31 protein-coding genes, 1 tRNA gene and 1 pseudogene are annotated in these 24,804 nt (G+C 58.2%); 19 read left to right on the forward strand and 14 right to left on the reverse strand.

Annotated elements, in window-relative coordinates:
• Window positions 1-45: 45 nt before the first annotated feature.
• Both gor and rpiA read right to left on the reverse strand, forming a co-directional pair.
• On the reverse strand, window positions 46-1,404 hold the full coding sequence (gor, locus tag ACR0ER_RS15465) for a glutathione-disulfide reductase (RefSeq protein ID WP_480769708.1): 1,359 nt from the start codon (window positions 1,402-1,404) through the stop codon (window positions 46-48).
• A gap of 141 nt (window positions 1,405-1,545) precedes the next feature.
• On the reverse strand, window positions 1,546-2,331 hold the full coding sequence (gene rpiA / locus ACR0ER_RS15470) for a ribose-5-phosphate isomerase RpiA (protein ID WP_480769709.1): 786 nt from the start codon (window positions 2,329-2,331) through the stop codon (window positions 1,546-1,548).
• 167 nt (window positions 2,332-2,498) lie between these two features.
• Between rpiA and ACR0ER_RS15475 the strand changes: the two genes are divergently transcribed.
• From ACR0ER_RS15475 to ACR0ER_RS15490, 4 genes are read left to right on the forward strand one after another with little or no spacing between them, the layout of a single operon-like run.
• A complete protein-coding gene (locus ACR0ER_RS15475) occupies window positions 2,499-3,200 on the forward strand; it encodes a glutathione S-transferase family protein (protein WP_480769710.1) in 702 nt (233 codons plus the stop codon).
• 1 nt (window position 3,201) lies between these two features.
• Window positions 3,202-4,575, forward strand: coding sequence for an L-serine ammonia-lyase (locus tag ACR0ER_RS15480; protein WP_480769711.1), 1,374 nt, complete (start codon window positions 3,202-3,204; stop codon window positions 4,573-4,575).
• Between the two features lie 22 nt (window positions 4,576-4,597).
• The gene (locus ACR0ER_RS15485; protein WP_480769712.1) at window positions 4,598-5,008 is read left to right on the forward strand and encodes a GFA family protein; all 411 of its coding nucleotides are present in this window, start codon (window positions 4,598-4,600) and stop codon (window positions 5,006-5,008) included.
• A 40-nt stretch (window positions 5,009-5,048) separates the two neighbouring features.
• The gene (locus ACR0ER_RS15490; RefSeq protein ID WP_480769713.1) at window positions 5,049-5,963 is read left to right on the forward strand and encodes a DMT family transporter; all 915 of its coding nucleotides are present in this window, start codon (window positions 5,049-5,051) and stop codon (window positions 5,961-5,963) included.
• Here the strand turns inward: ACR0ER_RS15490 and ACR0ER_RS15495 are convergent.
• A complete protein-coding gene (locus ACR0ER_RS15495; RefSeq protein ID WP_480769714.1) occupies window positions 5,908-6,585 on the reverse strand; it encodes a thiamine diphosphokinase in 678 nt (225 codons plus the stop codon). The two genes, ACR0ER_RS15490 and ACR0ER_RS15495, sit on opposite strands and share 56 nt — an antisense overlap.
• A 152-nt stretch (window positions 6,586-6,737) precedes the next feature.
• On the opposite strand from ACR0ER_RS15495, the gene ACR0ER_RS15500 reads away from it, so the two are divergent.
• Complete coding sequence (locus ACR0ER_RS15500; protein ID WP_480769715.1) at window positions 6,738-8,348, forward strand: hypothetical protein; 1,611 nt, start codon at window positions 6,738-6,740, stop codon at window positions 8,346-8,348.
• A gap of 183 nt (window positions 8,349-8,531) precedes the next feature.
• Window positions 8,532-9,092 (forward strand): N-acetyltransferase family protein, encoded by a 561-nt coding sequence (locus ACR0ER_RS15505; protein WP_480769716.1) that lies wholly within the window; start codon window positions 8,532-8,534, stop codon window positions 9,090-9,092.
• A 74-nt stretch (window positions 9,093-9,166) separates the two neighbouring features.
• Here ACR0ER_RS15505 and ACR0ER_RS15510 read toward each other — a convergent pair whose 3' ends face one another.
• The 5 genes and pseudogenes from ACR0ER_RS15510 to nthA all read right to left on the reverse strand — a co-directional run bounded on the left by ACR0ER_RS15510 (window position 9,167) and on the right by nthA (window position 12,539).
• Complete coding sequence (locus tag ACR0ER_RS15510) at window positions 9,167-9,409, reverse strand: DUF2842 domain-containing protein (RefSeq protein ID WP_480769717.1); 243 nt, start codon at window positions 9,407-9,409, stop codon at window positions 9,167-9,169.
• Window positions 9,409-10,704: an adenylosuccinate synthase gene (locus ACR0ER_RS15515; protein ID WP_480769718.1), complete on the reverse strand. Its 1,296-nt coding sequence runs from the start codon at window positions 10,702-10,704 to the stop codon at window positions 9,409-9,411. Before ACR0ER_RS15515 ends, ACR0ER_RS15510 begins: the two co-directional genes overlap by 1 nt.
• Window positions 10,705-10,916: 212 nt before the next feature.
• Complete coding sequence (locus tag ACR0ER_RS15520) at window positions 10,917-11,255, reverse strand: nitrile hydratase accessory protein (protein WP_480769719.1); 339 nt, start codon at window positions 11,253-11,255, stop codon at window positions 10,917-10,919.
• Window positions 11,252-11,929, reverse strand: a complete 678-nt coding sequence (nthB, locus tag ACR0ER_RS15525; RefSeq protein ID WP_480769720.1) for a nitrile hydratase subunit beta — start codon at window positions 11,927-11,929, stop codon at window positions 11,252-11,254. Before nthB ends, ACR0ER_RS15520 begins: the two co-directional genes overlap by 4 nt.
• Window positions 11,926-12,539: pseudogene (gene nthA, locus ACR0ER_RS15530) on the reverse strand (nitrile hydratase subunit alpha). The gene nthB and the pseudogene nthA overlap by 4 nt, the downstream one beginning before the upstream one ends.
• A gap of 151 nt (window positions 12,540-12,690) precedes the next feature.
• Here nthA and secG point away from each other — a divergent pair.
• From secG to ACR0ER_RS15580, 10 genes are all read left to right on the forward strand, one after another.
• Window positions 12,691-13,056 (forward strand): preprotein translocase subunit SecG, encoded by a 366-nt coding sequence (secG, locus tag ACR0ER_RS15535; RefSeq protein WP_170331361.1) that lies wholly within the window; start codon window positions 12,691-12,693, stop codon window positions 13,054-13,056.
• 159 nt (window positions 13,057-13,215) lie between these two features.
• On the forward strand, window positions 13,216-14,859 hold the full coding sequence (locus ACR0ER_RS15540) for a CTP synthase (RefSeq protein WP_480769721.1): 1,644 nt from the start codon (window positions 13,216-13,218) through the stop codon (window positions 14,857-14,859).
• Window positions 14,860-14,962: 103 nt separating this feature from the next.
• Complete coding sequence (locus ACR0ER_RS15545; protein WP_480769722.1) at window positions 14,963-15,736, forward strand: isocitrate lyase/PEP mutase family protein; 774 nt, start codon at window positions 14,963-14,965, stop codon at window positions 15,734-15,736.
• A 122-nt stretch (window positions 15,737-15,858) separates the two neighbouring features.
• Complete coding sequence (locus ACR0ER_RS15550) at window positions 15,859-16,308, forward strand: tellurite resistance TerB family protein (RefSeq protein ID WP_170325500.1); 450 nt, start codon at window positions 15,859-15,861, stop codon at window positions 16,306-16,308.
• A gap of 20 nt (window positions 16,309-16,328) precedes the next feature.
• Complete coding sequence (locus ACR0ER_RS15555; protein ID WP_170330922.1) at window positions 16,329-16,766, forward strand: tellurite resistance TerB family protein; 438 nt, start codon at window positions 16,329-16,331, stop codon at window positions 16,764-16,766.
• On the forward strand, window positions 16,763-17,494 hold the full coding sequence (locus tag ACR0ER_RS15560; protein WP_480769723.1) for a phosphate/phosphite/phosphonate ABC transporter substrate-binding protein: 732 nt from the start codon (window positions 16,763-16,765) through the stop codon (window positions 17,492-17,494). The genes ACR0ER_RS15555 and ACR0ER_RS15560 overlap by 4 nt, the downstream gene beginning before the upstream one ends.
• Window positions 17,495-17,640: 146 nt before the next feature.
• Window positions 17,641-18,417, forward strand: coding sequence for an ABC transporter ATP-binding protein (locus ACR0ER_RS15565; RefSeq protein WP_480769724.1), 777 nt, complete (start codon window positions 17,641-17,643; stop codon window positions 18,415-18,417).
• A gap of 33 nt (window positions 18,418-18,450) precedes the next feature.
• Entirely contained in the window at window positions 18,451-19,164 is a 714-nt protein-coding gene (locus ACR0ER_RS15570; RefSeq protein WP_170330916.1) for a transporter substrate-binding domain-containing protein, read from the forward strand.
• 72 nt (window positions 19,165-19,236) lie between these two features.
• A complete protein-coding gene (locus ACR0ER_RS15575) occupies window positions 19,237-20,124 on the forward strand; it encodes an ABC transporter permease (protein WP_480769791.1) in 888 nt (295 codons plus the stop codon).
• The gene (locus tag ACR0ER_RS15580; RefSeq protein ID WP_170330914.1) at window positions 20,121-20,927 is read left to right on the forward strand and encodes an ABC transporter permease; all 807 of its coding nucleotides are present in this window, start codon (window positions 20,121-20,123) and stop codon (window positions 20,925-20,927) included. The genes ACR0ER_RS15575 and ACR0ER_RS15580 overlap by 4 nt, the downstream gene beginning before the upstream one ends.
• A 101-nt stretch (window positions 20,928-21,028) precedes the next feature.
• On the opposite strand, the gene ACR0ER_RS15585 is transcribed toward ACR0ER_RS15580, so the two are convergent.
• Window positions 21,029-21,105 (reverse strand) — tRNA-His (locus ACR0ER_RS15585).
• 47 nt (window positions 21,106-21,152) lie between these two features.
• Window positions 21,153-21,635: a GNAT family N-acetyltransferase gene (locus ACR0ER_RS15590; protein ID WP_480769725.1), complete on the reverse strand. Its 483-nt coding sequence runs from the start codon at window positions 21,633-21,635 to the stop codon at window positions 21,153-21,155.
• Window positions 21,636-21,712: 77 nt separating this feature from the next.
• Here ACR0ER_RS15590 and ACR0ER_RS15595 point away from each other — a divergent pair, with 77 nt between their 5' ends.
• Window positions 21,713-21,901 carry a DUF6324 family protein gene (locus ACR0ER_RS15595; RefSeq protein WP_068334412.1) on the forward strand — a complete coding sequence of 63 codons (189 nt, stop codon included), beginning with the start codon at window positions 21,713-21,715 and terminating at the stop codon, window positions 21,899-21,901.
• Window positions 21,902-21,905: 4 nt separating this feature from the next.
• On the opposite strand, the gene ACR0ER_RS15600 is transcribed toward ACR0ER_RS15595, so the two are convergent.
• Window positions 21,906-22,337 carry an MmcB family DNA repair protein gene (locus ACR0ER_RS15600; protein ID WP_480769726.1) on the reverse strand — a complete coding sequence of 144 codons (432 nt, stop codon included), beginning with the start codon at window positions 22,335-22,337 and terminating at the stop codon, window positions 21,906-21,908.
• 113 nt (window positions 22,338-22,450) lie between these two features.
• Here ACR0ER_RS15600 and ACR0ER_RS15605 point away from each other — a divergent pair, with 113 nt between their 5' ends.
• Window positions 22,451-22,771 carry an ArsR/SmtB family transcription factor gene (locus ACR0ER_RS15605; RefSeq protein ID WP_170330908.1) on the forward strand — a complete coding sequence of 107 codons (321 nt, stop codon included), beginning with the start codon at window positions 22,451-22,453 and terminating at the stop codon, window positions 22,769-22,771.
• Window positions 22,768-23,193 carry an SRPBCC family protein gene (locus tag ACR0ER_RS15610; RefSeq protein ID WP_480769727.1) on the forward strand — a complete coding sequence of 142 codons (426 nt, stop codon included), beginning with the start codon at window positions 22,768-22,770 and terminating at the stop codon, window positions 23,191-23,193. The genes ACR0ER_RS15605 and ACR0ER_RS15610 overlap by 4 nt, the downstream gene beginning before the upstream one ends.
• Window positions 23,194-23,406: 213 nt before the next feature.
• Here the strand turns inward: ACR0ER_RS15610 and ACR0ER_RS15615 are convergent, their stop codons facing one another.
• The 3 genes from ACR0ER_RS15615 to ACR0ER_RS15625 are packed head-to-tail and all read right to left on the reverse strand — an operon-like array spanning window position 23,407 to window position 24,802.
• Entirely contained in the window at window positions 23,407-23,712 is a 306-nt protein-coding gene (locus ACR0ER_RS15615) for a hypothetical protein (protein WP_170330904.1), read from the reverse strand.
• Window positions 23,713-23,771: 59 nt separating this feature from the next.
• Complete coding sequence (gene nusB / locus ACR0ER_RS15620) at window positions 23,772-24,254, reverse strand: transcription antitermination factor NusB (RefSeq protein ID WP_170324487.1); 483 nt, start codon at window positions 24,252-24,254, stop codon at window positions 23,772-23,774.
• A complete protein-coding gene (locus ACR0ER_RS15625; RefSeq protein ID WP_480769728.1) occupies window positions 24,251-24,802 on the reverse strand; it encodes a 6,7-dimethyl-8-ribityllumazine synthase in 552 nt (183 codons plus the stop codon). The genes nusB and ACR0ER_RS15625 overlap by 4 nt, the downstream gene beginning before the upstream one ends.
• Between the last annotated feature and the right edge of the window lie 2 nt (window positions 24,803-24,804).

Raw genomic sequence — 24,804 nt, forward strand, 5'->3', positions numbered from 1 at the left:
TGTGATCACGGGTTCCCTTGTAACTTGTGTGCGCGCAGTTGCAAATCAAGCAGTGCGAACAGGTTGCCGCATTGTCACCAGTTCTTCGGCCATGACCGGGTGAACTGCAACCGTACGGTCGAAATCTTCCTTGGTTGCGCCCATCTTGACCGCAATTCCGGCCAGTTGGATCATCTCACCCGCGCCCGGAGCGACAATGTGACAGCCCAGCACCTTTCGGGTTGCCTGGCTGACAATCAGCTTCATCAATACGCGCTGCGTGCCGCCAGCGAAGGCCTTCTGCATCGGCTTGAACGAAGTTGCGTAAACCTCAATCGGTTCTTGCGCCGCGGCGTCTTCCTCGCTGAGACCCACGGTGCCGAATTCTGGCTGCGTGAAGATCGCGGTCGGGATCAGTTCGTGATCCACCGGCGTAGGATTGCCTTTGAACACCGTCTCAACGAACGCCATACCTTCGCGGATCGCAACCGGGGTCAGATTCACTCGGTCGGTCACATCCCCGATGGCATAGATCGAGGGCACGCCGGTCTGGCTGTATTCGTCCACGATGATCTCACCCTTGCGACCGCGTTCGACGCCTACGGCCTCAAGGCCCAGATTGTCGGCGTTTGGCGTGCGCCCGGTGGCGTACATGACCACGTCAAAAACCTGTTCGGTTCCATTGGTGGCTTTGACCCAAATCTTGTCGCCTTGCTTTTTCATCTCAAGCACGTTCGTGCCAAGGTGCAGATCGATGCCGTTCTGGCACATCTCTTCGCTGATCAGCCCGCGCGCTTCTTCGTCGAACCCGCGTAGGATTTGCGCGCCGCGATAGAACTGAGTGGTTTTCACGCCCATCCCGTTCATGATCCCGGCAAACTCGCTGGCGATGTAACCCCCGCCCACGATCAGGATGCTCTCTGGCAGCTTCTCTAGGTGGAAAATCTCGTTTGAGGTGATGGCCAGTTCCGAGCCAGGAAATTCGGGCACAACCGGACGGCCACCTGTGGCGATCAAGATATGTTTGGCCGTCTTGCGGGTGCCATCGGCCAGTTCGACGGTATGCGCGTCTACAATCTGCGCACGTTGATCAAAACTCTCGACACCGTTGTTCTTGAGGATGTTGCGATAGATGCCTTCCAGCCGGTCCAGTTCCGTTACCAGCTTGCCGTGGAACGTTTTCCAATCCAACGCACCGGACTGGATATCCCATCCATAGGCCTGCGCATCCCCGACCATGCCCGAGAATTCGCTGGCAAACACCATCAGCTTTTTCGGCACACACCCCCGGATAACACAGGTTCCGCCATAGCGGTCCTCTTCGGCCAACGCCACTTTGGCGCCGTTTTCACCAGCCGCCACACGTGCTGCACGGACCCCGCCAGAGCCGCCTCCGATGACGAACAGATCATAGTCAAAGCTCATCCTGAGTTCCTTTACTTCGTCAGGCCAAAATTCGATGGTTATCTGGGGTCTAAAGACGCGCTGCCAACCCTTGCCGGTGTGTAAACTTCACCTAAAGCACTGCCTGCAAGTCTGTTTCCCACTTCTGCTCTCGCACCGGTCTCAATCCGCCAAGTCTGAGAACAGGTTGTCTCCACCCTCAACCAGTTGGTCCAGTTCGGTTGTGCCCGCGTTGATGTCGCGCAGTTCAACCCGGCCATCGCCGTGACCAATCACAACTTTGTCACAGATGTCGATGAACAGTCCGTTTTCGACCACACCCGGCACCTGATTAAGCACCAAGGCCAGCTGTCGTGCATTCCCGATGCGCTGCAGATGCAGGTCCAGAATGTGGTTGCCCTCGTCGGTCACAAAAGGCGCCTCACCATGCATCCTGAGCATTGCCGAGTTGCCCAGAACATCCATCGTGTCCAGCGTCTCTTCGATCAGGGTCCGCGTGGTTTGCCAGCCAAAAGGGATCACTTCGACCGGCAGAGGGAAAGCACCCAGCGTTTCGACTTCTTTACCGGCATCTGCGATCACCACCATCTGATCGCTGGCCGTGGCAACAATCTTTTCCTGCAGATGCGCGCCGCCACCGCCCTTGATCAAGTTCAGTTCGCCGTCAAACTCATCCGCGCCGTCGATGGTCAAATCCAGCCACCCCGCCTGATCCAGTGAGACCACCTCGATCCCGACTTCGCAGGCCAATTGTGCTGTTCGGATCGAGGTCGGCACCCCCTTCACCCGCAGCCCTTCGGTCTGCACCCGCTCACCCAGGCGACGCACCATCCAGGCGGCGGTCGATCCGGTGCCCAACCCGACGCGCATTCCATCCTGAACCAAATCAGCGGCACGGCGCGCGGCGACATACTTAGCCTTGTCGATGGGGGACATATCTGGGGTCATGGCAGCGTTTCCCTGTATTGCTGCAGGGTTTATACGGAATGCAACCGACGACTGCGAGAGCCAATTCGCCCCACCTCCACCCAAACATCTATCGAAAATACGCGTTTCCGATTGGAAACGTCGCAATCGAGGCTTTCGTAGTGGCCCCGGCGATATACATAGATTTTATGACCACGCCTTATCGCCTGCACTATGCCCCCGACAACGCCTCTCTGGTGATCAGACTGGTGCTGGAAGAGATGGGCCTGCCCTATGAGACCGTTCTGGTGGACCGCCGCCGGAACGCACAGGACAGTGCGGCCTATAGGCACTTGAACCCGAACGGGCTGATTCCGGTGCTAGAGACTCCTCAGGGACCGATCTTTGAAACGGCGGCCATCCTGTTGTGGCTGGCTGACACGCATGAGAAACTGGCCCCATCCCCCGAAGCACCGGAGCGGGCAGCATTTCTGAAATGGCTGTTCTTTGCATCCAACACTCTGCACGCCGACCTGCGCATTCTGTTCTACGCCGAGAAGTACATCGACGCCGCACAAGCCGACGCCCTGCGTGAAGGTATCCGCCCACGCCTGCGCCGACATCTGCAGGTTCTGGATGCTGAAGCGAAAAGCGCACCAAACTGGCTGCACACTGAGCAGCCCTCGGTGTTGACCTACTATCTGGCTTGCCAAATGCGTTGGATGGCGCTCTACCCCGCCAACGCCGACCGCAGTTGGTATCAGCTGTCGGACACACCTCATCTGCAAGCGATCCTGACACAACTTGAAACCCGCCCCGCAACCCAAGCCGCCATCGCGGCCGAAGTGTTAGGGGTTACACCATTCACCTCCCCGAGTTACGCTACTCCTCAAGAAGGTTCAGCTACCTGACATGTTTCTATCTGTCTTCGATATGTTCAAAGTGGGCATCGGCCCGTCTTCGTCTCATACCATGGGGCCGATGGTTGCGGCTGCCCGGTTTCTGGACCTGATACGCGCGTCGCCGTTCGAATTCGCGGGGCTACGCGGATCGCTGCACGGGTCACTGGCATTTACCGGAGTTGGCCACGCGACCGACCGTGCCACCATCCTCGGGCTGGCCGGTTTCGTGCCGGATACCTACGACAACGAAAAGGCCGAGGTCGCGCTGGCTGAGATTGCCAAGACCCATACGGTCACACCCGAAGGTCTGCCGACGCTGCATTTCGATCCCAAGACCGATCTGATCTTTGATTACGATCACAACCTGCCCGGTCACGCCAACGGCATGATCCTGATGGCAACCGACGCGCAGGGCGATGTGATCCTGCGGCAGGTCTATTACTCGGTCGGAGGTGGCTTTGTCCTGACCGAAGAGGAGTTGGCCGAAGGCAAAGACACCAATGACGGCCCGCCCGTACCCTACCCGTTCCACTCAGCGGCAGAGATGCTGAAGATGGCGAATGCCAGCGGCAAGAGCATCGCCCAGATGAAGCGCGAAAACGAAGTCGCCCGAGGCTGCCCGGTCAGTTTCGCCAAAGGCACCGCGCGCCTTTGGGAGGTCATGAACGATTGCATCGAACGCGGCCTGAAGACGGACGGCATCCTGCCCGGCGGCCTGAACGTGCGTCGCCGCGCCAAGGGCATTCACGAAGCTCTGTTGGCCGAACGGGGCATGAACCTGAACGCGCCCCACACCATCAATGACTGGATGAGCGTCTATGCCATGGCGGTGAACGAGGAAAACGCCGCCGGTGGTCAGGTCGTCACTGCGCCGACCAATGGTGCGGCGGGCACGCTGCCTGCGGTGCTGCGGTACTACCTCGACCACGTGCCGGGGGCATCGGAAAGCCATGTCGAGGATTTCCTGCTGACCGCTGCCGCCATCGGCGGTCTGGTTAAATACAACGCCTCGATCTCAGGCGCGGAAGCAGGCTGTCAGGCCGAAGTCGGCAGCGCCTCGGCCATGGCTGCGGCAGGTCTATGCGCCGTGATGGGCGGTACACCGGAACAAGTGGAAAACGCCGCCGAGATCGCGCTGGAGCATCATTTGGGCATGACCTGCGATCCGGTCAAAGGGTTGGTTCAGGTGCCCTGCATCGAACGCAACGGGCTGGCAGCGATCAAGGCGGTTTCGGCTGCGTCGCTGGCGCTGCGCGGTGACGGCCAGCATTTCGTTCCGCTGGACGCGGCAATCGAAACCATGCGCCAGACCGGGCATGATATGCACGAAAAGTACAAGGAAACGTCTTTGGGCGGTCTGGCGGTAAACGTACCCAACTGCTGACGCCATTACAGGAGGGGATACCATGCGGGGTCATTGTCTGTGCGGCACAATCCGGTACGAGGTCGACCCTCCGGCCCTGTCCTGCGTCACCTGCCATTGCGACAGTTGCAGGCGGCAGTGTGCGGCACCGATGACCACCTATTTCGGCGTGCGCGACGGCCAGTGGCGCTGGATCGGAGACGCGCCGAAGACCTTCAACTCCTCGCCCGGGGTCGAGCGCAGCTTCTGCCCGAACTGCGGCACGCCGATCTCGTTCCGCTCACAATCGATGTCGGATGTGTTGCACCTGTACGTGGCGACGCTTGAGGACCCAAACCAGCTTGAACCCACACTGCACGTGGCACGTGAGGAAAAGCTGCGTTGGTTGAAACTGGGCGACAACCTGCCCACCTGCATTGGGCCGGACTACACCAAGGTTCAGCCCCTGCCTTAGGTGCTTTCAACCAAGCAACAAAACCCTTAGCGTCGCGCACATGACACAGGATCGTCCGGTCTTTGGCATCATCCTGATGCTTGGGTTTTGCGTTTTCGCCCCGCTGGGCGACGCGACGGCGAAGCTATTGGCTGAAACAACCCCGATCGGGATGCTTGTCTTCGTACGCTTTGCAGTTCAGGCTCTGATCTTAGCTCCGCTGGTCGCATTTACCGGTCGCCCCTGGCGCATGTCCGGCCGTATTCTGCGACTGACTTTCATACGTACGGTCCTGCACATCGTCGCCATCACGGCAATGTTCAGCGCGTTAAGATTTCTACCCCTGGCAGACGCCGTAGCTATCGCCTTTGTGATGCCCTTCATCATGCTGCTGTTAGGCAAATACGTATTGAACGAAGAGGTCGGCCTGCGCCGCCTTGTCGCCTGTGCTGTCGGCTTTGTAGGCACACTACTGGTCATCCAACCCAGCTTTGTTCAGGTGGGTGCAGCAGCACTGCTCCCCCTTTTGGTCGCACTGTTGTTTTCCTTGTTCATGTTGGTGACGCGCCAAATCGCGAAAGAAACTGACCCGATTTCCTTGCAGGCGGTGTCTGGCGCGATGGCAAGCGTCTTGCTTTTGCCAATGCTGTTGATCGGCTCGTTCAACGAGGTTTGGTCGGTCTCTCTGATCGCGCCGCATCCGGATACCCACTTGCTGCTGATCGCTATCGGCCTTCTGGGCACCGTCGCGCATTTGTTCATGACCTGGTCTCTGCGCTACTCCCCTTCGGCGACTTTGGCACCGATGCAGTATCTCGAGATACCTGTGGCGACCCTGTTCGGGTTGATTTTTTTTCACGACCTTCCCAACGGAATCGCGGCGCTTGGAATCGCGATCACCGTGGCCGCTGGTCTCTATGTCATTCTTCGCGAACGGGCCAGCGCCCGGTCTGCCCCGACAGAAACGCCTGCATGACGTGATCCAAAGCGTCACGCGGCACCATCGCCAACAGGCCGGGCCCGTCCACTGTCAGCTCGACTTCAGACAACGCCCGGTTAGACGTGCCCACGCGACCGTTCGGTTCCAGCACCAGATCGTCGATCGGCCATTCCAGCCCTTTACTGCGGCCGGTAGCGCGCCGAAACGGAAACAATGACACCACATCCCCGGGTGTAAGGTGCAGCCCAATCTGCGGCGGCGCATGGAAAACGACCTCATGCTCTCCTAACAAGATGCAAGGCCGGTCCTGCAGTCGTACCAGAGCGTTTAGTACCGCCATCTGGTGATCCAATCTCCCGCCGAGAAACCCGACACCCAGCACCAACGGCGCTTCGATGCTGCGCAGAGCTTTGTCGAAATCCGTGCTGTCTTGTTCACGTATCGGAAATAGCCGGTCTGCAGGTATGCGATCAAGATACGTGCCGCTCAGCGAATCAAAGTCACCGATAACGGCATCCGGCATCCGCCCCGAGTCCACCAAGGGAATCGCTCCACCATCTGCGGCAACAGCGATTTTGACGCGATTCAGCGCCAGATTCAGGTCTTCAGGACCAATTTCACCGCCTCCGACCACTGCAATTGGCTCTTCAGAACGCACAATTGGCACATTTTTTTTAAGATTGATCATTTTTTCCGGATTTGGACACATTGAGACCACAAAATGATAGGTTCATGCTGAGAGTTTCGAGCCATTGGTGCGCCCGACGTCGGGTAGATTGGCTCTTGTAGTTTGTAAAGGACGTGCGTCTGATGGTACAGAATAACAAGGTTTTAACCGTCTCTTATGGAACCTTCTCATGCACTTTGGAAGGATTCGACGATTCGTTCGAGACGATGAAAGCAATTGCCGAGTACTTTCGCGATCTCGCGGCTGATGATCGGTACTTTGGTTCTGAACCCCCGCAACCCGACACGGAAATGCTGACTAAGATCGCGCAGCGGGATGGTTCTCGCAAGGTTGAAGCAAGTCAGAGCGATGCCGGGCTTTTGATCCGTGCCACGACCCTACCTGCTACCAGTGCGCCGGCTCTGAACGTTATCAATACACCACCCCCCTCTCCCCCTGCCATCACTGAATCGGAAGCCGTCGAAGATACACCTGCCCCTGCTGCTGACAGCATCGCCGCAAAACTGCAGCGCATCCGGGCCGTTGTATCTCATTCCGAAGAAAACTCGGTCATCTACGCCGAGGACGAAGAAACAGCTCTGATGAAAAGCGAGGCTGGTCCGTTAGACGCAGTAGCCGCAGCTTTTGCCGCAGGTTCGCTGGACCCTGCTGATCTGGAGAACACACCAGAAGCCGACGCAACTTCCGGAATTGCTGACGCTTTCAGGGAAAAAGCTGACCCTGAAACGCCTCAGGCCGAAGAGGTTGAAGAAACGGCTGCACCGATTTTGGAGCCCAAAGTCGAAATCCAGAATTCGGACCCCAAGACTCCTTCCACCGTGGTCGAGGAAGAACCTGAAGATGAGGAAACCTCGCTGGATGTCTTGTTCTCAGACCTCGACGAAACTGCAGGAGCCGAACACGAAAACGAGGAGGTGGCCAACATCCTCAGCGACATCAGCGATGATGAAGAACCTGTTTCTGAATCCGCTGAAGATGTCATAACGGAGGAAGATGAGGCCAACCTACTGGACGAGATTTCAAATGTGGAATCCATCCTGACGGATCGTGCCGGTGAGTCGGAAACTGACAAACATGACCTGGACCATGATGTATCGCGCCTCATGGACAAGGTTGGTGAACATCTTGATGACCCAGATACCAGCGACAAGCGGGAAGCCTACACCCATTTGCGCGCAGCCGTCGCGGCTACTGAGGCGGAACTTAGCGAAAAAGGTGAAACCGTTCAGGCCGATGATGATCAGGAATATCGGGGCGACCTCTCCTCAGTCGTAAGCCCGCGCCGTCCAGAGGTACAGGTCACTAGCGCCCGCCCCAGCAGTGATTCCTCTCCGCTCAAACTGGTGGCAGAACAACGCATCGACAACCAGACTGAAGATGCCGGGCCTGTAACCCCTCGCCGTGTCTCGGCTGAGACCCAGCCTGAGGACACTTCAGAGGAGGAAAGTGGTTTTGCCCTGTTCGCACAGGAACAAGGTGCACAATCCCTGCCGGACTTACTGGAAGCAGCAGCCGCTTACCTGTCCTTTATCGAAGGTCAGGAGCAGTTTTCGCGTCCGCAACTGATGAACAAAATTCGCTCGCTCAAGCAGGATGAATTCAATCGCGAAGAAAGCCTGCGTTCTTTCGGTCAGTTGCTGCGGGACGGTAAGATCGAAAAAGCAGGCGGCGGACGCTTTGCAGCCTCAACTCAGATCGGTTTCCGCCCGGATGACGAGCGCGCCGCAGGGTAACTCCCCCCCCCTCTTGCTTAACAATTGAGGATGGGCCGAAGATGTCTTCGGCCCATTTTTCTTGCAAAGATGCGCCGATCCTCCCGTTCGGCCACCATGTTGCTATGCTGCATTGCAGAATAATGCTATTGTGACTCGCAAGGTGACAGCATCGCCAGACCCTGTTCAAACAAAGGCCGTGCCATGTATGAACTACCCATCCGGCGACTCCGGATTTACGACAGACCGAAAATAAATAGCCATTTCTACAGCTTGGATGTCGACGCCCTGACCTCTCGATTTGGCACCCCGGTTGATCCTTCTTTTGTTCAATCCTACCTGTCGGAAATTTTCGACAACGCGTCACTTGTGTTTGGTGCTTTTCCGGATTCGTGTTTGCGCGGTGTCGGTGAGTTGCGCACGCTTCCAGGACACCAGGCCCATGTTGCCGAGGCCGCATTCACCGTTGAGACCGAATGGCAGGACCGCGGTATAGGCGATGCCTTGTTATCGCGGATCATCACCGCGGCGCGAAATCGTGGAATTCGCGAGGTGCACATGCTGTGCCTGGCCACCAATCAGAAAATGAGGCGCCTTGCTGCAAAACACGATGCAGACCTGAAATTGATTACGGGGCAGATCGAGGCAACGCTTACGGCGCCCTGGCCCACCCCGCTCAGCGTTGCTGAGGAAATTTCGGGGGAATATCACGCAATGGCGCGTGCAATTCTGACTTGGCCCGTGTCCAATCGGCGCGCTGGCTGAGCTTGGTCAGGTGGCCGTCGGCACTGTATAGCAGCGCCGAGACGGCTGTTATCCTCCAAGTGCCATCGGTTCCTTTACTCCGATGGATGGTCCGGGTCTTCCTTGCCGACACCTTTGAACACGAATTTAAACGGCAGCGCCCAGACAATGCCCAAAGCGATATAGACAAGCAATTCCAACCAAATCGGAGGACGGTCGAGCCAATTCACAATTGTCACCACCGCCACGATATAGACCGGCAACCCAATCAACAGCAGCACCAACGACCAGCGGCGCCGGGCTTTGTAGCTGAGACCGGTCTTTCCGTTGTCGCTCATCAGTCAGCAAACGGGTCGGTCACCAGAATGGTGTCGTCCCGCTCCGGGCTGGTGGACAGAAGGGCTACGGGGCATTCGATCAGTTCCTCGACGCGGCGCACATATTTGATCGCGTTGGCCGGCAGATCGGCCCAGCTGCGCGCACCTTCGGTGGATTCGCTCCACCCCGGCATCTCTTCGTAGATCGGGGTGCAGCGCGCCTGCTGATCGGCTGCGGTGGGCAGATAGTCCAGACGTTCACCATCCAGCTCATAGCCCGTGCAGATTTTCAGCGTCTCGAACCCGTCCAGAACGTCCAGCTTGGTCAAAGAGATGCCGTTCACGCCACTGGTCGCGCAAGTTTGGCGCACAAGGCAGGCATCGAACCAACCACAACGGCGCTTGCGGCCAGTGGTGGTGCCGAACTCGTGCCCGCGCTCACCAAGGCGCTGACCGTCCGCATCGTCCAGTTCAGTCGGGAACGGTCCTTCGCCCACACGGGTGGTGTAGGCTTTGACAATGCCCAGAACAAAGTCGATAGAGCCCGGCCCGATACCCACACCTGTTGCCGCCTGACCGGCAATCACATTGGAAGAGGTCACAAAGGGGTAGGTGCCGAAATCGATATCCAGCAACGCGCCCTGAGCCCCTTCGAACAGGATACGTTTGCCCGCTTTGCGCTTTTCGTTCAGCACTTTCCAGACCGGCGCGGCGAAGGGCAGGATTTCGGCTGCGATCTCTTTCAACTGAGCAATGAGCGCGTCGCGGTCCACAGGTTCGATCCCCAGACCCTTGCGCAGCGGATCATGGTGTTGCAGTGCACGGTCCACACGCGCCTCAAGCGTTGCTTCGTCAGCCAGATCGGCAACGCGCACGGAACGGCGGCCTACCTTGTCCTCGTAAGCCGGGCCGATGCCGCGACCGGTGGTGCCGATCTTGGTGCCTTTGCTGGCGGCTTCTTCGCGCGCGCGGTCCAGTTCGCCATGGATCGGCAGGATCAACGGCGTGTTCTCGGCGATCATCAGCGTCTCGGGCGAGATATCGACGCCCTGCGCACGGATGGTCGCGATTTCCTTGATTAGGTGCCAGGGGTCCAGCACGACGCCGTTGCCAATGACGCTCAGCTTGCCACCACGTACAACGCCCGAAGGCAGCGCGTGCAGTTTATAGACCTCTCCATCAATAACCAGCGTATGACCGGCATTATGCCCGCCCTGAAAACGCGCGATCACGTCTGCCCGCTCGCTGAGCCAGTCTACGATCTTGCCTTTTCCTTCGTCACCCCACTGGGCGCCGACAACAACCACATTGGCCATATCCGGTCCTTTTGCGCTGAATTATCAAACTCGGCTCGTATAACGAGGACAAAGCGACAGGGAAACCGGTAATTCGCCGCAGATGAGAACCGCGCTGCGCGCGGTGCCTCAGGCGGGGATATTTTTGGCCATATGAAGCGCGGATCCCTTGTTCATCTGGCTCCAAATATCCCGGGGGAGTCGTCCGGAACGGGCGGCAGGGGCAGCGCCCCCTACTTGCTTGCGGTCAAATGCACTGGCTGACCGTGTGGCGTTGTCAGGTAAGCCTCTTCCCACGCATTCCTATACTGAATGACTTCCGCCGGGATCGCTGCACCCAGATCGTTCAGCAACAGTTCGAGAGTTTCCAGCCACGCGTGAAAATAGTCATCACCCCCGTCAAGATCGCGATCCAACTGGTGGCGTTTCAACGTCTGCGAAAACCGATCGGCCCAGTCAGGCCAATCGAAACGCCCTGCTTCGTTCAGGGCCACGGTCACCGCAAACACCTGCGCGTGCCAGGGTTCGGCAAAAACAGGTTCAGGTGCGGAATAGGTGGCGCAATCGCTCATACCGGCTCCAGATAGCTTTGCCAGAGGTCCAGAACAACTTCGTCCTTGAGGTTTTCTGGGTCTGCCCACAATTCTGAGGCAGGGAAAACGACCGCATAGAGCGGCTCAGGTGCCTCGCCAAGCCCATGTGCGTTGGAGTCCGGCAGCACATGTGTGCCGTGCAGCTGCATGACCTTCCCCGTCGCACCGGATGCGTAAACCGGCAGGCGCGTGTGGCCGCCATCAACCAGTCGATTGGCGGCCGGATCCACGGTGCGTACAATCTGCCCTACCTTGAACCGTGCGGGGATATCTGACGGGCGATCTGCCGGCCCGCCCTTGGCAAGGGCCGCGGCCACGGATTCGGCATTCAGCATGCGGGCCGACAAAGGATGCGGGTCATCTGAGTCTGCCCCGGACAGATCATCCAAAGTCAGCACGCCATTTTCCACCAGAAGATCAGCAAGGCCCGATATCCACTTTTCGTAGTAAGAAAACCGCGCGTAGTCCTTGGGTGACAACCTTTCGCGCGCATGGCGTGAAACGTCGATATTCCATTGCCCCAGAAACCCCGCGGCCAGTGTCTCTGCAAGCGCGCGCGCGTGCCAATCTTCGGCGAAAACCAGAGCATCTTCGGCTTCGGGTTTCACTGCACCGTCACCGAAGCGACCACCCATATCGTGCACGCGGGTCATGAGGGCACCTTGGGCAAGCCGGTGCCAATCATACTGTCGCGGGTCACGAGAGCAGCCAGAGCATCCTCGCCCATGCCCTCGCTGCCTGCGGGGCGCATGGGCAGCACCAGATAACGGATTTCGGCGGTCGAATCCCAGACGCGAACGGCCGTCTCGGACGGCAGCGTGATTCCGAATTCAGCCAAAACCCTGCGCGGCTCTCGCACGGCGCGGGCGCGGTAGGCGTCGGACTTGTACCAGCCCGGAGGGATACCCAGCAAAGGCCACGGGTAGCAACTGCACAGGGTGCAAACGACCATGTTGTGCAGTTCAGGTGTGTTTTCCACTACAACGATATGTTCCCCTGACGACCATAGAAACCGAGGTCCGCAACAACCGGCGTAGCGTCTGTAAGCAAGGCTTTTCTGAAGTCCCGATCAATCCACGCCTTTGCAACCACCCGCGCACCATTCTGAGGGCCGATCTTGTTCTGATAGGTATCGATGATCTCATCAAGCGCCGCCGGGTCAATCAGTCCTTTGCGGGTCAGAATCGTCTCAAGCGCTTTGACGCGCAGGGCGGGATCGGGCGGCAGCAGGGCGTGCGGGTGGTTGTGATCATCATGCGGCATAGACCGCAGCCTGCGTTACCTTTTGCAGGCCTGTCCAGTCTCTTTGCTGTGATGCCGCACATCAGGGGTCGTGATAGCAACTCATCCCTTGCCCCCGATGACAAACTTGCATAAGTACCACGCGATACACGCCACGCTGTACAGGACCACCATGGAAAACGTCGTTCTCATCATCCATCTTCTCTTGGCTCTGGGCCTGATCGCCGTTGTTTTGATGCAGCGGTCCGAAGGCGGCGGCCTGGGTATGGGCGGCGGCGGCGGTGGTGCCATGACCGGCCGCGCGGCGGCAACGGCTTTGGGCAAGGTCACTTGGATTCTGGCGGCGTGCTTTATCGTCACTTCCATCACGCTGACCATTCTGGCGGCTCAGAAATCTTCGGGCAGCTCAGTTATCGACCGTTTGGGCGTTCCAGCCCCAGCCCCGACCGAGGAAAGCACTCCGGCAGTTCCGTCGACCGATGACCTTCTGCCTCCGGCTCAGGGCGACAACGCGCCGCTAATCCCGCAAGCGGACTGATCCACTACACTTAGAAATCTAAAAGAGAGCTGCAACAGCATCTTGCGGTTCTCTTGCGCTATGCGCGCGAATCCTTTATACGTGAAGTCCCGTGATGCAGCGGTTTTTTCAAACCGCCGGGCAGCTGATAATGACGTCTCACGGGAGCAGCCGAAAAACATGGCGCGATTTATTTTCATCACTGGTGGTGTGGTTTCGTCCTTGGGAAAAGGACTTGCTTCGGCGGCTCTTGGTGCGCTGTTGCAGGCCCGGGGATATTCGGTGCGTCTGCGCAAGCTGGACCCCTATCTGAACGTCGATCCCGGCACGATGTCGCCGTTTGAACATGGCGAGGTTTTCGTCACAGACGATGGCGCCGAAACCGATTTGGACCTTGGCCACTATGAACGTTTCACTGGCGTGGCCGCGCGCAAGACCGACTCGGTCAGCTCAGGGCGGATTTATTCCAACGTGTTGGAGAAAGAGCGTCGAGGCGACTACCTCGGCAAAACCATTCAGGTGATCCCGCACGTCACCAATGAAATCAAGGACTTCATCGCCATTGGTGAGGACGAAGTCGATTTCATGCTGTGTGAGATCGGCGGTACTGTTGGCGACATCGAAGGCCTGCCCTTCTTTGAAGCCATTCGCCAGTTCAGCCAGGACAAGCCGCGCGGCCAGTGTATTTTCATGCACCTTACCCTGCTGCCTTACATCAAGGCGTCTGGCGAGTTGAAAACCAAGCCGACTCAGCACTCGGTGAAAGAGCTGCGTTCGATTGGCCTGGCCCCCGACATCCTGGTTTGCCGCTCTGAAGGTCCGATTCCGAAGAAGGAACGTGAGAAGCTAGCGCTGTTCTGTAACGTGCGCCCCGACAGTGTTATCGCCGCGCAGGACCTGAGCACCATCTACGACGCACCGCTGGCCTATCACAAGGAAGGTTTGGATCAGGCTGTTCTGGACGCGTTCCAAATCAGCCCTGCGCCGAAGCCCGATCTGGCGAAATGGGAAGACGTCAGCGACCGCATCCACCACGCCGAAGGCGAAGTGAAAGTCGCCATCGTTGGCAAATACACCCAGCTGGAAGATGCCTATAAGTCAATCGCCGAGGCGCTGACCCATGGCGGCATGGCCAACCGGGTCAAGGTCAAGGTCGAGTGGGTCGATGCCGAGGTTTTCGACACCGAAGACGCGGCCCCCTATCTGGAAGGTTTCCATGCCATCCTCGTCCCTGGCGGCTTTGGCGAGCGTGGTACCGAAGGCAAAATCAAAGCAGCGCAATATGCGCGCGAACACAAGGTGCCCTATCTGGGCATTTGTCTGGGAATGCAGATGGCCGTTATCGAAGCCGCCCGGAACGCCGCAGGCATCGCCGAGGCCGGATCCGAGGAATTCGACCACGAAGCTGGAAAACGGCGTTTTGAACCAGTGGTATACCACCTGAAAGAGTGGGTGCAGGGTAACCACAAGGTCGAACGCAAAGTAGGCGACGACAAGGGCGGCACCATGCGTCTGGGAGCATACAATGCGGTGCTGGCCGAGGGCTCGAAAGTGGCCGAGGTTTATGGCGGCACCCAGATTGAGGAACGCCACCGTCACCGCTATGAGGTGGATATCAAGTACCGCGAAAAGCTGGAGAAGGCGGGCCTGAACTTCTCGGGCATGTCGCCGGACGGACGTTTGCCGGAAATCGTCGAATGGTCAGATCACCCGTGGTTCATCGGTGTGCAATACCACCCCGAACTCAAGTCCAAACCGTTCGACCCGCACCCCCTGTTCCGTGACTTCGTCCGCGCCGCGAAAGAAAGCTCGCGTCTGGTCTGATCGCGGACCAGTCACCGCATTGTGACGGCGGGCGCAAAAAAACCTATACGCGCCCGCCCTTTCCACGGTTAACTGTCCGCAACCCAGCGACAGGAGGCCGCCCATGACCAACAAGATCACCCAAGCGGAAGAATTTGCAGCCCTGCACAAAAAGGGCGAGCCGGTCATTCTCTACAACATCTGGGATGCGGGCAGCGCCGGGGCCGTGCGCGATGCGGGGGCCAAGGCGATTGCGACCGGCAGTGCTCCGGTTGCGATGGCGCAAGGCTTTGGCGATGGTCAGAACATCCCGATGGATGCTGCACTGGACAACGCCCGCCGGATTGTTGCGACGGTTGATCTGCCGGTGACGCTGGATTTCGAAGGGGCCTATGCCAGTGATGTGCTGGGCGTGGCCGCCAACGTCCAACGCGCGCTGGGCACCGGCGTTGTCGGCTTCAACTTCGAAGACCAGATCGTCGGCACCAGTGATCTTTATGACATAGAAACGCAGGAAGCGCGGGTTCGGGCCATGCGGGAGGGCTGCGATACCGCCGGGATCCCCGCCTTCATCAATGCCCGCACGGATATCTTTCTGAAAGCCAAGCCTGAAACCCACTCTGACGCCATGCTGGACGAGGCAATTGCCCGGGCCAAAGCCTATGCCGACGCCGGAGCCAGCGGTTTTTTTGCACCGGGCCTGAAGGACGAGGCAATGATTTCCCGTCTATGCGAATCGACCACCCTGCCGGTCAACATCATCGCCCTGCCCGGCACCCCTGACACGGCCACACTGGCCGGGTTGGGAGTGGCCCGGATCAGCTATGGCCCCGTCCCCTATCGGCAGATGCTGGGATGGCTTCAGGAACAGGCAAAACAGGCCATTCAGGCGGGTTGATCCTTTCGCCTAAGTATCGCTCTCAGCGTGTTTTTGCCGCTTTGAGGAACTCGCCCGACAATCGCAACAATGGCGGGTAGTCCGTGCTTGGCGGGCTACAAAATATGGAATATCTTAGCGGCATGTTGAAGAAGTTCTTACAGGCTTTTCGCCCGCCGCAGCACGACAACCTGCCCGACCCCGATGCCGAACTGGCGCTGGGTGCGCTCATGGTGCGCGTGGCGCAGGCAGATCGGGATTACAAGCTTGAGGAAATCAGCCTGATCGACCGCATCCTTGCCCGGCTGTATCAGCATAACGCGATCGAGGCCGCCAAGGTCCGCGCCACCTGTGAAAAGCTGCACGCCGCCGCGCCGGAAACCGACACATTCGGCAAACTGATCCGCGAAACCACCGATCTGCACGAACGTCTGGCCGCGCTGGACGCCTTGTGGGAAGTCGTTTTGGCCGACGGCAACTCCGACGAAGGCGAGATGAACATCGTGGAAGAGGCCCGCATTGCCATGGGGCTGAGTTTCAACGACAGCCAGACCGCGCGCGAACGGGTGCAAAGGCGCTTGGAAGAGCGTTAGACCCTCTCTATATCTAACACATGTTTAGTGATTTTCTGGCCCGGCTGACACAGCCCGCCCCCGACCCACTTGCCGATGACGATGCCCGCCTTGCCTTGACGGCCCTGCTGGTGCGCATTGCACGGTCTGACAATGACTACGCCGACACCGAAATGGCCCGAATCGACAAGATTTCGGCCGAACGCTATGGCCTGTCCCCGTTCGAGGCCGCCGCCCTGCGCGCCCGGGCCGAGGATCTTGAGGCCGAGGCCCCCGACACCGTCCGTTTTACCCGTGCGATCAAGGAGGCCATTGCTTATGACGACAGGCTCGCCGTGGTGCAGGCGATGTGGTCGGTTGCTCTGGCCGATGGCCACCGTACCGGTGAGGAAGATTCGCTGCTGCGGCTAGTGGTCAGTTTGCTGGGCGTCAGCGACGTCGATTCCGCTCTGGCCCGCCAAAGGGCTGCCAAATCGTGATTGCGATGCTGGGCATGTACGACATGCCCGCGCTGCAACCGGCGAATGATAGATTCTGGGAATTGATTCGGGACCGTCTTGGCTATGGCCCCGATCACCTGACTCGCGATGCAGACGTCTGGGACGTCTGGCTGAACCCAGAACTGACCTTTGCCCAGACCTGCGGAATGCCATATCGCACCCGCCTGCACGGCAATGTGCAACTGGTCGGAACGCCAGACTACGGGCTGACAGGCTGCCCGCCCGGATATTATCGCTCGATTTTCGTTGCCCGTCGGGATAATCCGCGCGATCTGGGCCAGCTTGCGACGGGCACCTTTGCCTATAACGAAAAGCTATCGCAATCGGGCTGGGCAGCACCGTTGGTTCATCTCGAAGGGCACAACCAAAAGCCCAGTGCTTTCCTGGCGACCGGCGGCCACGCGCAATCGGCAAACGCAGTCGCAGTAGGCCGGGCCGATATCGCGGCGCTGGACGCGCTGACATGGGAACTGCTCAAAACGCACACCAACCTTGGCGCGGTTTTGCGCGAAGCTGGAGCCACGGCTCCGACACCCGCCCTGCCCTATATCACCGCCAAAGGTCAGGACGCCGGTGCAATCGCCGGTGCCGTTCGCGCCGCAATTGGTGACCTGTCACCGTCGGATCGCGCATTGCTGCACCTTCGCGGCCTGATCGACATCCAGGCGAACGACTACTTGTCGGTCCCCAATCCGTCTCAGGTTTAGACAACCGGGCTTATTCGGTGACCGATTTGGTCAATACCTATGGTCAATCTGACCGATTCAGCCCCCGATGATGTCAATTGCGCATTGCATTGCCCCGATTTTTAAGCCCTATTACCGCACCAACACCCATAACACATGGACCCTCCGTGACAGATTCCACTCCCGTCATCGAAATCAAGAACCTTCACAAAAGTTTCGGCAATCTGGAAGTGCTGAAAGGGGTCGATATTACGGCCAGACGCGGGGACGTTGTTTCGCTGATCGGATCGTCCGGGTCGGGCAAGTCCACCCTTCTACGCTGCTGCAACCTGCTGGAAGACAGCCAACAGGGTGAGATTATGTTCAAGGGCGAGCCTGTGCGCTGGTCGGGTGACTTGCATCACCGCCGCCCCGCCGACCCGAAACAGGTCATGCGCATTCGCACCAACCTGTCGATGGTGTTCCAGCAGTTTAATCTGTGGGCCCATATGACCATCCTGCAAAACGTGATGGAGGCTCCGGTTACTGTTCTGGGCCGCGACCCGAAAGAGGTTGAGGACAGCGCCCGGAAATATCTGGAAAAAGTGGGCATCGGCGACAAATGTGACGTTTACCCGGCACAACTGTCCGGTGGACAGCAACAGCGCGCCGCCATTGCCCGTGGCCTGTGCATGGAGCCAGAGGCACTACTGTTTGACGAACCGACCTCGGCACTGGACCCGGAACTGGAACAGGAAGTCATCAAGGTGATCAAGGATCTGGCTGCCGAAGGCCGCACCATGATCATCGTGACCCATGACATGAAAATGGCCGCTGACATCTCCAGCCATGTCGTGTTCCTGCATCAGGGCCTGATCGAAGAAGAGGGCCTGCCGGAAGATATCTTTACGTCCCCCGAATCTGAGCGACTTCGGGGCTTTCTATCCGCCACAAAGGCGGCTTAACTTCAGATTAGAAAACAAACTGGGGAGTATCCAATGAAAAAACTGATCCTGACCACTGCGGCGCTGGCGTTGACCGCCGGTATGGCCATGGCGGACACCGTTCGTCTGGGCACCGAAGGGGCCTATGCGCCGTGGAACTTCGTCAACGACGCGGGTGAAATCGACGGGTTCGAGCGTGAACTGGGCGACGAGCTGTGCAAGCGCGCCGGTCTGGAATGCGAGTGGGTCAAGAACGACTGGGATTCGATTATTCCGAACCTTGTTTCTGGCAACTACGACGCTATCATCGCAGGTATGTCGATCACCGACGAACGTGATGAGGTCATCGACTTCACCCAGAACTACACCCCGCCAGATCCATCTGCCTACGTCGCTATGTCCGATGGCGTTGACGTGGCGGGTGGCGTGATTGCAGCGCAGACCGGCACCCTTCAGTCCGGCTACATTGCTGACTCCGGTGCTACTCTGGTTGAGTTCGCAACCCCCGAAGAAACCATTGCTGCCGTGCGCAACGGCGAAGCAGATGCAGTTCTGGCAGACAAATCCTTCCTGGTGCCCTTCACCGAAGACGGTTCTGGCCTTCTTTTCGTGGGTGAGGAAGTTCCGCTGGGCGGTGGCGTCGGCATGGGCATTCGCGAATCCGACGGTGAGCTGAAAGAGAAGTTCAACGCAGCCATCCAGTCCATGAAGGACGACGGCAGCCTGAATGAGCTGATCACCAAATGGGAAGTGTCCTCGACCTTCTGATCCTGAACTCTGCGGCGCGCCTGCCCCTAGGGCGCGCCGCCTCTGAGCCTTTGCCAGTCAAAGAGGCCCGCCATTTTTTCGTTCTGTACTGATCCCGAAACACTCGGCACGTTCCGTTGGTTCTCATGCTATCTGACCAACGGTGTGCATTGGGCCTTCTATCTGTCCTTCTTCAAGGTGCTTTTGCTGCTTGCGATCACCGCACCGGTCGCACTTGGTTTTGGGTTTCTGGGGGCCATGGCGGCCCGGTCCCACTTCCTGCCGCTCAGCCTGCTGGGAAAGGGCTATATCGCCATCGTACGCGGCGTTCCGGATATCGCGTTCTTCATGTTCTTCGTAATCGCACTGGATCAGGCTTTCGAATGGACACGGCACAAAGTCCTTTGTCCGGAGTGGACCGATCCGGTCCGGCAGGGCAATGACTTCATCGTCTGTCAGGCTGCAAAGCTGCCGCTGGGCAGCGCCCCTGAATGGGTGCATGAAACCTATGGCTTCTTTCTGGCTGTTATCACCTTTTCCATCGTTTTTGGAGCATTTGCGGCCAACGTCCTGTTTGGCGGTATGCGCGCTGTACCACATGCTCAGCTGGAAACGGCCGAGGCTTATGGCATGACCCGTCGCCAGACCTTCTGGCGTATCCTCGTGCCGCAAATGTGGGTCTACGCCCTGCCTGGCCTGTCGAACCTGTGGATGGTTCTGATCAAGGCCACACCACTGCTTTTCCTGCTGGGTATCGAAGACATCGTCTATTGGGCGCGCGAACTGGGGTCGTACAAAAACCCCAAATTCACGCAGTATCCGCATGGCGACTGGCGCATGTGGTATTTCCTCGGCTTGCTGGTGTTCTACTTGGGCATGACCCGCGTCTCGGAAGTCGGACTTGAACGGCTTATGCGACGCCTGTCACGCGGTCAGGCAACCTCGGGCGGAGAACTGCTACGCAAGGAGACAACCGCATGAGCTGCTTGCAAACAATTCAAGACTATGGACTGCGTTCGATCGGAATTGGCGAGCGCCTGCTGCCTCGCAATGATTTCACCCTGTGCGAGCATTTTACGCTGATCGGCTCAGGAATGATCTGGAACATCTATTTCGGGATCATGGCGCTGGCGACCGGGTTCTTTCTGGCGACGGCACTGGCAATGGGCAAGGCATCCACAAACAAGTGGCTGCGCAAACCGTCGGAATGGTTCATCTTTCTGTTCCGAGGCTCGCCGCTGTTTATTCAGTTCTTCTTCGCCTATTTCCTCTTCCTGTCGCTAAAGCAGAGCTTTCCATTCTTTGACGCCCTTACATCCGCCTGGCTGGGCGCGTTGATCGTGCTGTTTTTCAATACAGCCGCCTATTCGGGAGAGATCTTCTATGGCGCACTGCGGTCGATACCCAAAGGCGATATCGAGGCTGCGGACGCCTATGGCATGACCGGTTGGTCGCGGTTCCGCCGCATCATCTGGCCCACCATGCTGCGGTTGGCCTGGCCCGCCTACACGAATGAGGCGATCTTCCTGTTCCATGCCACGACGCTGGTCTTCTTCTCGGCCTTCCCGGTCTGGCAGCAAAGGGGCGATGCGCTGTATTACGCGGGCTATTTCGCGGACAAGACGTTCAACCCGTTCATCCCCTATCCGATTCTGGCCTTCTACTTCATCTTGCTGACACTCGTGGTCATCTGGGGATTTGGCATGATCAACAAGCGGCTGAACCGACACCTGCCTGCGGCCAAGCGAAGCAAAATGAAGTTGAGACTGAATCTGGCGCGCTGATCTCAGGCGCGCCAATTGCCCATTCGGGTAGAGTAATCTGAAATACAAACAGGCGAAAATTGCGTGTCCTGCGCTTTGTATCTGATGCTGTTTGAGAGAGATGGTACCGCCTCCCTGGCTTGAACAGGGGACCTCTGGATCCACAATCCAGCGCTCTAACCAACTGAGCTAAGGCGGCACTCGTGAGGGGCGATTTACCGAACGCGCCGGGGGAATGCAAGAGGATTAAAGCCGAATTTTCCAGCTTTGTTCGACAAGATCGACCCCGAAGGAATACACTGGTTTACTGTCCAGCAATTGCCACCCGTTCGCGCGATACAGCGCGCAGGCCGCCCGGTGGCTTTCATGGGTCCACAGCCGCATTTCCGTGTACCCAACGCTTCGTGCAAAGCCCATGCAGGTGTCCAGCATCCGCTTTCCCAACCCCTGCCCCCTAACCTCTGGCAGCAGCAGAAAAAGCCGCAGCTTTGCTGTTTGATCGTCCAGCGACACACAAAAGATACTGCCCAGCCTTTGCGCAGCGCGTTCCGCGATCCAGCCCCGCTCGCGTATGGCATCATGCCCGGTGACAAAGTCATTTAGGATGGATTGTACAAGAACGCCGAACGAGGCATCAAACCCTTCATCCCGCGTGTAAAGCCGGTCGTGCTGCTCTACCAGCCAAGGCACGTCTGTGGCACGAAAAGGTCTGATCTGAATGCCATCCATGCCCCATATGACCGCAAAGACAGCTTGATTCTCAACCCTTTGCGCGCTAGCACGAACGCTCAGTCCCGGAGGCGAACATGGGCATCAACACCGAACGCGACATTCAGGCGAACCTGCAGATCGGCCCCACCGATCAGGGCATGATACGACTGTTCATCGAGGCCGATGGCATCGAGATTCCGATGGATTTCGATCCCGAGGAAGCCGAAGAAATCGCGGACGAAATCCGCGCGGCGGCGCAGGCTGCCCGGGCAGTCAAAGGCTGATCTTTCAGATTCGGGGATCGCGCAGCGTCTGCAACCTGCGGGCCGCATCGGACGCAAACTTCTGGATCATCTTTTTGCGCCGCGCCGGGGCAAGCTTGTCTTCCGGCGCCATGCGCACAATCTCGGCATCATAAGCATCGGCAATGATCAGGCCGGTTTCCGAAGGCAACAGGTCGGTTGGAAAGTCGATATCCACGGCCCAGAAAAACCGATCACACCACTCAAGATACCCCTGCCATTTGCAATCCGACTGATAGTCGGCTCGGCTGGACTTGCATTCGATCACCCAAAGCTCACCCTTGGGACCCAGCCCCATGACATCGACACGCAACCCACGGGTCGGCACGAATTCTTCAACTGAAACAAAGCCATGCGTCAAGAGGTGGCGGGCCACGCCACGCGCCAATCGCTGTCCGGGTTGCAGATCCAATGTCATCCTGAAAATGTGAACAATTCGTGAACAAAAATCAAGCACGACTTCACACTTGACATGATACCGTTTGGTTTCTCATTATATGATACCAAAAGGTATCTCTTCAGGGTGAGCACATGCAATCACAAACGCAAAGCGCATTTCGCGCGCTTGCCGACCCGACACGCCGGAACATCGTGCAGTTACTGGCCACGCAAGACATGACCATCGCGCAACTGACCGAGCGGTTCGACATGACCCGTGCTGCTGTCAAAAAGCACCTGACAGTTTTGTCGGATGGCGGGCTCATCACGGTTGAGGCACGCGGTCGGGAGCGCATCAATAGGTTAGAACCCCAAGGAATGGCCCCTGTTCTCGATTGGCTTAGCTATTTCGACCAGTTTTGGGACGACCGCCTCAACAATCTGAAAGAAGCCATTGAAAGGAAAGACACATGACTGATGCCGTTCTGCAAAAAACGATCTTTCTGCGGGCCGAACCTGAAGCCGTCTGGGCTTACCTGACCGATCCCGAGCGGTTGGCCGAATGGTTTCACAAACCCGAACGCCCTCTGGCGGCCGGTCAAAAACTCGAGATGTTCGGGACGACCAGTGGCGATCTGCTGATCTGGGGCGAGGTACGCGTTGCCCACCCACCGCAGTATCTGGAATACACATTTACCGTTAAACTCATGGGCGACGCTGTCAGCGTGGTCAAATGGACGCTGGAACCGGTTCCCGGAGGTACCCGGTTGTCCCTACTGCACGAAGGCTTGCCACAAGGCGCCGAAGCATTTGGCCTGATCCTGTCTCTGGACAGCGGCTGGGACGAGCATTTCGACAAGATGCGGACCGCCCTGCACGAAACTGTTGATGCCTGACCCCTTGTGCAAACCCGCCGCAACCCCTACTTAGGCGCGTGGCGGGTTCTGCCCTTCTTGTGACTGGTAGCATTCTGGTGGCCTTAAGCAATTCCGAGGGGGCTGGCTCTGTTCAGGTCCTGGCCTGATTACCTGGCGCCCACCTGTACATACAGGTCCTCGGGAATCACACCGCACGGATGACTGGTGGTCCCGCCACATTTTCCTTGAAAGTCAGCGCGCTGAATTCGCCTCTTGCTTGACGACAGCTGGTTCAAAGCTGTGCACAACAGGCGATCCTCGACGCGGTCCGCCAGGCTTTTCGGCCATGCTCATGATCTTGTAACCGAACTGAACGCCAGCAAAAACGATCCCGTTCATGAACCAGATCATCGCCAACGCGATCAGGCCGATTTCAGAACTGGTGATCAGGTGACGTAGATTCGCGACGTTAAAGGCAAGCAACACCCCAACAAACACAGCCGAGATAACAAAACCCCAGGCGACTTGCGTGATGTACAGGCGGATCAGTTTGGGCATGGCGAACCTCATTGCGCTATGACATTCAGGTTAGCGCATATCTGGTTCGGGTAAAGGCGTCAGAATGCCTCGGGCTGTGCCTCACGCGCCATGTGATCCAGAACGGCGTTGACGAATTTCGGTTCCTTGCCTTCGGGGAAAAAGGCGCGGGCCACGTCAACGAATTCAGTGATGACCACTTTGGGTGGTGTGTCGCTTTGGGTCAGCTCCGCACCTGCCGCACGGAAAGTTGCACGCAAGGTCGGGTCAATGCGCGCGATGGGCCACTTAGCCACCAGTGCGCGGTCGGTCATCTGGTCGATCGGCGCCTGATAGTTCACGGCGTCTTCGACCAGTTTGCGGAAGACGCGGGTATCGCCATCCAGCATTTCCTCGCCCTCATAGACGGCGCCGAACCGATGATCCAGAAACTCGTTCACAACCTGTTCGGTCGTCTGGCCCGACTGCTCCATCTGGAACAGCGCCTGCACGGCGTAAAGCCGAGCGGCGGATTTCATCAGGCGTTTCTGGTTGGCCGGTTTCGGCGCGTCTGTCTGGGTCATGCTGTCGAGGGTCCGTTGCTGTCGCCCGCCACAAGGATGGACTCGGACGGGGGCTTGAAGCCGACGCCCTTTTTCGAAGCGCCCCACTTACGGCTGAGCGCGATCAGATGCAAGGCCGCAGCGGCCGCTCCGCCGCCTTTATTCATCTTTTCAGGATTTGCGCGGACTTCGGCCTGATCGTCATTCTCAACGGTCAGGATACCATTGCCGATCAGCAGGCCTTGCAGGCCCATCAGCTGAATGGCGCGGCTGGAGTCGTTGCAGACGGTTTCGTAATGCGTGGTCTCACCGCGAATGACACAGCCCAGCGCGACATACCCGTCGTAGTTACACTGGCGGTCGGCCATGGCGATAATGGTTGGGATTTCCAGCGCGCCGGGAACCTCGACCACGTCGCAGGTGCCGCCAGCGGCCTCGATCTCGGCCTTGGCGCCGGCAATCATGTTATCGGCGATGGCACGGTAGAACGGTGCCACAACCAGCAGCAGTTTCACCGGTTTGTCGAAGGTCGGGGTCGGCAGAACGCCATGTTTGTCTTGTTCAGCCACGA

The organism is Ruegeria sp. CH8, from assembly GCF_056536985.1.